Origin of the sequence: Arthrobacter sp. H20 (assembly GCF_000520515.1) — a bacterium.
Classification (GTDB): domain Bacteria; phylum Actinomycetota; class Actinomycetes; order Actinomycetales; family Micrococcaceae; genus Arthrobacter_D.
Window position 1 is genome coordinate 49,236 of sequence record NZ_KI914716.1, and the last position, 6,703, is coordinate 55,938.

A 6,703-nucleotide genomic window follows, 5' to 3' on the forward strand; every position below is an offset into this window, starting at 1 on the left:
TGCGGGCCAGCCGCAAGGACGACGACGCCCTGTGGGCTCGCTTCAGGGCAGCCCAGGACAAGTTCTTCACCGCTCGGAAAGCCACCAATGAGGCTATTGACGAGGAGTACGGCGCGAACCTGGTCGTCAAGGAAGCCCTGCTCGTTGAGGCCAGTCAGCTCCTGCCGATCAAGAACCTGGCGACGGCGAAGAAATCCCTCCAGTCAATCCGTGATCGCTGGGAAGAGGCAGGCAAGGTGCCACGCGCTGACATGGGACGCATTGAGGCTGGGATCCGTGCGGTCGAGGATGCTGTGAAGACTGCCGATGACGCCCACTGGGAGCGGACCAACCCCGAGACCCAGGCTCGCACTAACAGTGCGCTGAGTCAGCTCGAAGCCACGATCGCCGCGCTTCAGGACGATCTGGGCGCGGCCGAGCAGGCCGGCGACGCGAAGCGCATCGCTGCGGCCAGGGACGCGCTGTCAGCCCGCGAACAATGGATGGAAATGCTCCGCAAGTCGGCGCAGGACTTCTCCTAGACGGCGCGAGCTGACGCCCCGGCGGCTGGTTATCCACAACCAGACGCCGGGGCTTCCGCTTTAAGCCCGACATCGGAATGCTTGGGCTATGCAAGTGAATCGCCCGAGCGCGGCTCCCCCGGGAAACAGGGGTGAGCCGGTCACGTCATCCGGTGGCTCCCTGTTCCGCGCCAACGACATTTTCAGCAGCGCTGAACTACAGGCGATGCGCATCGATGGGCTACTGAACCGGGTGTGCGGTGAAGCCTATGCGCGAGCGGATCACCATCTCGATCCACCCTCCCGCGCTCAATCAGCAATCCTTTGTGTCCCGGAGCAGTTGCGCACCAAGGTGGCTCTCGCCCGCCAGAGCGCCGCCTGGGTGTACGGCTGCGCTGCCCTACCCGAGACGGTGAACCTGGTGACTGACCACCGACGGCGCACTACCGCGCTGCCCCCGTTCAGCGACGCGCTGATGCACCAGGTGGCGCTGGGACCCTGCGACGTGCAGGTGATCGGTGGAGTAGGCGTTACCTCACCGCTGCGGACGGCCTTGGATGTAGCAGTCCACGGCCACGATTCCTGGGCAGTGCAATCCCTCATCAGGCTGGCCAAGGCGCCAGCCCTGTCCTGCGACCTGGTCCTCGTGGTCAGGGCCCTTGAGGCAACGAGACGCGTCCCCGGCAAGAACCGGGCACTGGCTCGCCTGCAGACCGCCATGCACACAGCCTAGGGAACACGGCCTGGGCACCCGGTCGTGGGAACCCGGCCTGGACCCGACGGGACCGGGCCCACCTAGAGCCTGCGCTGGGCCCCGGTGGTGCGGTACACGTCAAACACGCCGTCGATCCGTCGTACAGCGTTGAGGATGTGGGTCAGGTACTTGGGATCACCCATTTCGAAGGCAAACCGTGACAGCGCTACCCGATCAGTTGAGGTATTGACGCTTGCGGCGAGAATGTTGACGTGGTTCTCGGAAAGGATCCGGGTGACGTCGGACAGCAGGCTCTTCCGATCCAGGGCTTCGACCTGGATCTCCACCAGGAACACACTCGACTGGGTGGGCGCCCACTCGACCTCGACAATCCGGTCCGGCTGGTCACGCAGCTCTTCGACGTTGCGGCAGTCGTCGCGGTGCACTGAGACGCCTGAACCTCGAGTGACAAATCCTATGATGGGGTCCGGCGGTACCGGCGTGCAACAGCGGGCAATTTTGACCCACACGTCGCCGACACCGCGCACCGTCACCCCTGAGTCTGAGAACTTGGGCCGTCGCGGTGAGGTGGCAATTGCCGTCTCGGCGATGCTCTCCTCGGCGCCCTCGTTGCCGCCCATCAGGCGGACCAGATGTTCGATCACGTTCTGCGCCGACGAGTGTCCGTCTCCGACGGCGGCGTACAGGGCAGCAATGTCTGCGTGCCTGAGCTCCTGGGCCACGGCCATCAGGGCGTCGTGGGTCATCATGCGCTGCAGCGGCAAGTTCTGCTTACGCATCGCGCGGGTGAGCAGTTCCTTGCCTTTCTCGATTGCCTCTTCGCGGCGCTCCTTGGTGAACCATTGCCGGATCTTGTTGCGCGCCCTTGGGCTCTTGACGAACCCCTGCCAATCCTGGCTGGGCCCTGCGCCCTCGGCCTTGGAGGTGAAGATTTCTACCCAGTCGCCATGGTTCAGCTCGCTGTTCAGCGGGACCAGCTTGCCGTTGACCCGGGCTCCGATGGTTCGGTGACCCACTTCGGTGTGAACCGCATAGGCGAAGTCCACTGGCGTCGAACCGGCGGGTAGCGCTATCACCTCCCCCTTCGGGGTAAAGACGAATACCTCCCGCGCGTTAATTTCGAAGCGCAGCGAGTCCAGGAACTCATCGGGGTCGGACGTTTCCTGCTGCCAGTCGACGAGGCTTCTCAGCCAGCCCATATCACTGTTGTCTGGCCCGTCGCCCGCTTTCCCGCCGGCTCCCTTGTACTTCCAGTGCGCTGCGACACCGTACTCTGCCCGGCGGTGCATATCGTAGGTGCGGATCTGGATCTCCACCGGGCGTCCGCCGGGACCAATGACAGTGGTGTGCAGCGATTGATACATGTTGAACTTCGGCATCGCTATGTAGTCTTTGAACCTGCCGGGGAGCGGGTTCCAGCGGGCGTGGAGCTGGCCCAGCGTGGCATAGCAGTCCCGCACGCTATCCACCAGCACCCGGATGCCCATCAGGTCATGGATGTCATCGAAGTCCTTGCCACGGACAATCATCTTTTGGTAGATCGAATAGTAGTGCTTCGGACGCCCAGTGATCGTCGCCTTGATCTTGACCGACCGAAGATCCTCGCCAATCTGGGTGCGAACCACCGACAGGTGCTTTTCCCGCTCGGGGGTGCGGTCCCCCACCATCCGCACAATCTCTTCGTAGACCTTCGGGTGGAGTGCGGCGAAGGACAGGTCCTCCAGTTCCCACTTGATGGTGTTCATCCCCAGCCTGTGAGCCAGTGGGGCGAAGATCTCAAGCGTTTCGCGGGCCTTCCGCGCCGACGACTCGGGTGACACGAAACGCCAGGTGCGGGCATTGTGGAGCCGGTCGGCGAGTTTGATCACCAGTACCCGGATGTCTTTGGCCATGGCGACGACCATCTTGCGGACTGTCTCAGCCTGGGCCGCGTCGCCGAACGACACCTTGTCCAGCTTGGTGACTCCGTCAACGAGCATCGCCACTTCAGCGCCGAAATCTCGCTTGATGTCGTCGAGCGTACACGCCGTATCCTCGACCGTGTCGTGGAGCAGTGCGGCAGCGAGCGTGGTGCCGGTCATACCGAGCTCGGCAAGAATTGTCGCTACTGCCACGGGGTGGGTGATGTACGGGTCGCCGCTCTTGCGCTTCTGGCCCTCATGGCTCCGTTCGGCGACGAGATACGCTCGTTGAATGAGGTCGAGGTCCTCTTTGGGGTTGTTGGCCCTGACGGTCCGCAGCAGCGGTTCGAGGACCGGCGAATAGCCACTGGATGCCCTGCCAGTGAGCCTGGCGAGCCTGGAACGGTTCCGGCTCTTTCGCTCCGGCAGAGCGCCGTGGTCTGCGCTCGCTGCCGACGGCGCTGAACCCGCCGATGCCGCTGCGCCATCCTGGGTGCGTCCGGACGGTGTAGTCACCGGAGGTGCCGGTACCTGCTCAAGTTGTGCAGTGGATGGGCGTGAGGTTGCTCCCGGGCGCTCCGCACGGCTGTCCGTGTCTGGCCGCTCCGCTGGACCACTGGCTTCTGCCACGTACTACCCCGATTCCTCAGCCGTTGGCCGGCCGAAAAGAATTACATCGTGCCACTTTTCCGGCACGCATAGTCAAGTTTAGACGGGTAAACCAAACCGCGGCGCACCAATCCGTCAGCGGCGAACAGCTGATCCAAAAAAAACGGCCGTGTCCCGAACCGTTTTCAGGTTCGGGACACGGCCGTCGGTGATTCGTGTGTCAGCTGGTGGCTACAGTCTCTGCTGCCTCGACCGACCTGCGGTGAAGTACCCGCTTCTCCTGCCGCTTGATGTCCGGTTCCCGCATCCGCAGCCAGGCATACATGGGGGCGGCCACGAAAATGGTGCCAATGGTGCCAATAATAATGCCGATGAACAGGGCAAGGGAAAGGTCCCTGAGGGTGCCAGCGCCCAGCAGCAGTGCGCCAATGAACAGGATCGACGCGACGGGCAGAACAGCGACTACAGAAGTGTTGATCGAGCGGACCAGAGTCTGGTTGACTGCCAGGTTCACCTGCTCACCGAATGTCCGTTTCGTCGAAACATCCAGGTCCGCAGTGTTCTCTCTGATCTTGTCGAAGACCACCACCGTGTCATAGAGGGCGTAGCTCAGCACCGTCAGGAAGCCGATTACCGCTGACGGGGTAACCTCGAAATCACTGAGCGAGTACAAACCGGCAGTCACCGTCATCACTACCACCAGGGCGGTCATCGCGGCGAGCGACATTTTCCAGGTCCTGAAGTACAGGGCCATCAAGATGGCAGCCAGACCGATAAAGACCACCAGCCCAATGAGCGCCTGCCGGCTGACGTCCTCACCCCAGGTAGGACCGACAAAGTTTGTGGTGACCTCCTCATCAGTGACCTCATAGGCACTGATCAACGCATCACGCACGCTCAGCGTTTCATCATCCGACAGCCGCTCGGTCTGGATGCGCATGGTCTGGGGCGCGATATTGGTGACGCTCGGGACGGCGTTCGCAACGACACCGGTGACCGCTTCCTCTCCCAGGGCAATGTCGGTGTTCTGGACGCTTGAGACGGTGAACTCGGATCCGCCGCGGAAATCGATGCCGAGATTGAAGCCGCCCTTCACGATGGGAATCACAATGGATACCAGAACGACTATAGCCGCAATGGTGAACCACAGCTTGCGCTTGCCAACGAAAGGGTAGGACAGTTTGCCCGAGTAGAGGTCATTGCCAAACTTGGCAAAGCTGAAGCCCCGCATTTACTTTTCCTCCTGGTCGGTGCCACTACTTCGCGCGGCGAGTGTTCGTTGCTCGGCGAGCCGTCGTTCAGCAATGGTGGTGCGGCGGGCGATCTCGCCCGACACTGCCTTGTTCTTGTTGCGAGGAGCAGCGGACTGCGGTGTTGCAGAGGGCATCCTGATCCTCCCAGCACCGCGGTACAGCGGTGCGATCTCGAGCTTCTTCGCATCGAGACCGGAGAATCTGTGTCCCTCCCCGAAGAACTTGGTCTGCGCCAGCAAGCGCAGGACCGGGTGGGTGAAGAGGAACACGACTATCAAGTCGGCGAGTGCTGTCAGTCCGAGGGTGAAAGCGAACCCTCGCACGTTGCCGACGGCCACAAAATAGAGCACGACGGCGGCAAGCAGGTTCACTGCCTTGGACGCGAGAACTGTCCGTTTAGCCCTGCGCCAGCCATTCTCGACCGCTGAGACCAGGCCGCGCCCGTCCCTGAGCTCATCACGGATTCGCTCGAAGTAGACAATGAAGGAGTCGGCAGTCTGGCCGATGGCAACAATCAGGCCTGCCACACCGGCGAGGGACAACCGGTAGTTCTCGGTCCAACCGAGGATGCAGATCGCCAGATAGGTCAAAAGACCAGCGACAACCAGGGAGGTGATGGTGACCAGTCCCAGCATGCGGTACTGGAAGAGCGAGTACACAGCAACCAGGATCAGACCGATGATGCCAGCGACCAGACCGAGCCTGAGCTGGTCGGCACCGAGGGTAGCTGAAATCTGCTGTTCGCTCTGGATTTCAAAGCTAATCGGCAGGGCACCATACTTCAGCTGTTCCGCCAACGCGGCCGCTGACTCTTCGGTGAAGCTACCGCTAATGGATGGGCGACCGTCGGGGATGACTGCGTTGGTGGTGGGCGCCGAGATGATGGTGCCGTCGAGCACAATGGCAAACTGATTCCGTGGATCGCCCTGACCAAAGCCAAACAGACGCGTCGTCACCTCGCGGAAGGTATCGCTCCCCTCGGCGTTGAACTGAATGTTGACGGCCCAGCTGTTCAGCGACTGACCCTGCGCACCTCGCTGCATCCCGAAGTCTGCTGAGTCAATGTCAGTTCCTGGTACCTCAACCGGTCCAAGAATGTACTTGCCCTGGGTGCCCGGCTCGCACGCGACCATCGGCTGATCAGCTGGCGCTGCCTCTTCTGCCGGGGCGAGCGCTTCGGGAGAGGTGCAGTCCAGCGCCTCGAACTCGGCGAAAATTTCGGCGGTGATCCAGTTGGGATCGCTGGCGTCGGTGGGTTCAGCCGTCGGAGCGGGCAACTCCTCTTCGGGCGTCGGAGTTTCAGCTGCTGGCGCCTGACCGGGCCCACCGAACAGCACTGGCCGGAATTCCATCTGCGCTGATGCCTGGATCAGATCACGGGTTTCGGCGTCGGGGATACCCGGGAGGGAGACAATCACGTTGCGTCCCGACTGGGTGTTGATCTCGGCCTCGGCGACACCGCTGCCATCGACGCGCTGCCTGATGATTTCCACAGCCTGGTCGAGTTGCTCTTCGGTAATCTCATCGCTGCCACCCTGCACCTGGGGTGCGAGGATCATCTGGGTGCCGCCCTCAAGGTCGAGAGCTAGTTTGGGGCTCCAGCTTGCGCTGCCCCAGATGGACCCGCTGCCCAGGAGAACCGCGAGTAGAGCGAGCATAACGCCAAGCCAAACGAGAGTTCGTTTAGCTGCCGTGCCTGGGCCGGTACGAGGCATGTGGAATTTC

5 protein-coding genes are annotated in these 6,703 nt (G+C 62.2%); 2 read left to right on the forward strand and 3 right to left on the reverse strand.

Annotated elements, in window-relative coordinates; all coding sequences use genetic code 11:
* The coding region (locus tag Y703_RS21380; RefSeq protein ID WP_035763896.1) for a DUF349 domain-containing protein at nucleotides 1-521 on the forward strand (521 nt) is incomplete at its 5' end.
* 88 nt (nucleotides 522-609) lie between these two features.
* Nucleotides 610-1,233 carry a hypothetical protein gene (locus Y703_RS18020; protein ID WP_051427313.1) on the forward strand — a complete coding sequence of 208 codons (624 nt, stop codon included), beginning with the start codon at nucleotides 610-612 and terminating at the stop codon, nucleotides 1,231-1,233.
* Nucleotides 1,234-1,295: 62 nt separating this feature from the next.
* On the opposite strand, the gene Y703_RS0104785 is transcribed toward Y703_RS18020, so the two are convergent.
* From Y703_RS0104785 to secD, 3 genes are all read right to left on the reverse strand, one after another.
* On the reverse strand, nucleotides 1,296-3,545 hold the full coding sequence (locus Y703_RS0104785; RefSeq protein ID WP_051427320.1) for a RelA/SpoT family protein: 2,250 nt from the start codon (nucleotides 3,543-3,545) through the stop codon (nucleotides 1,296-1,298).
* Nucleotides 3,546-3,945: 400 nt separating this feature from the next.
* Nucleotides 3,946-4,956, reverse strand: a complete 1,011-nt coding sequence (secF, locus tag Y703_RS0104790) for a protein translocase subunit SecF (protein ID WP_026551796.1) — start codon at nucleotides 4,954-4,956, stop codon at nucleotides 3,946-3,948.
* Nucleotides 4,957-6,693, reverse strand: coding sequence for a protein translocase subunit SecD (gene secD, locus Y703_RS0104795; RefSeq protein ID WP_026551797.1), 1,737 nt, complete (start codon nucleotides 6,691-6,693; stop codon nucleotides 4,957-4,959).
* Between the last annotated feature and the right edge of the window lie 10 nt (nucleotides 6,694-6,703).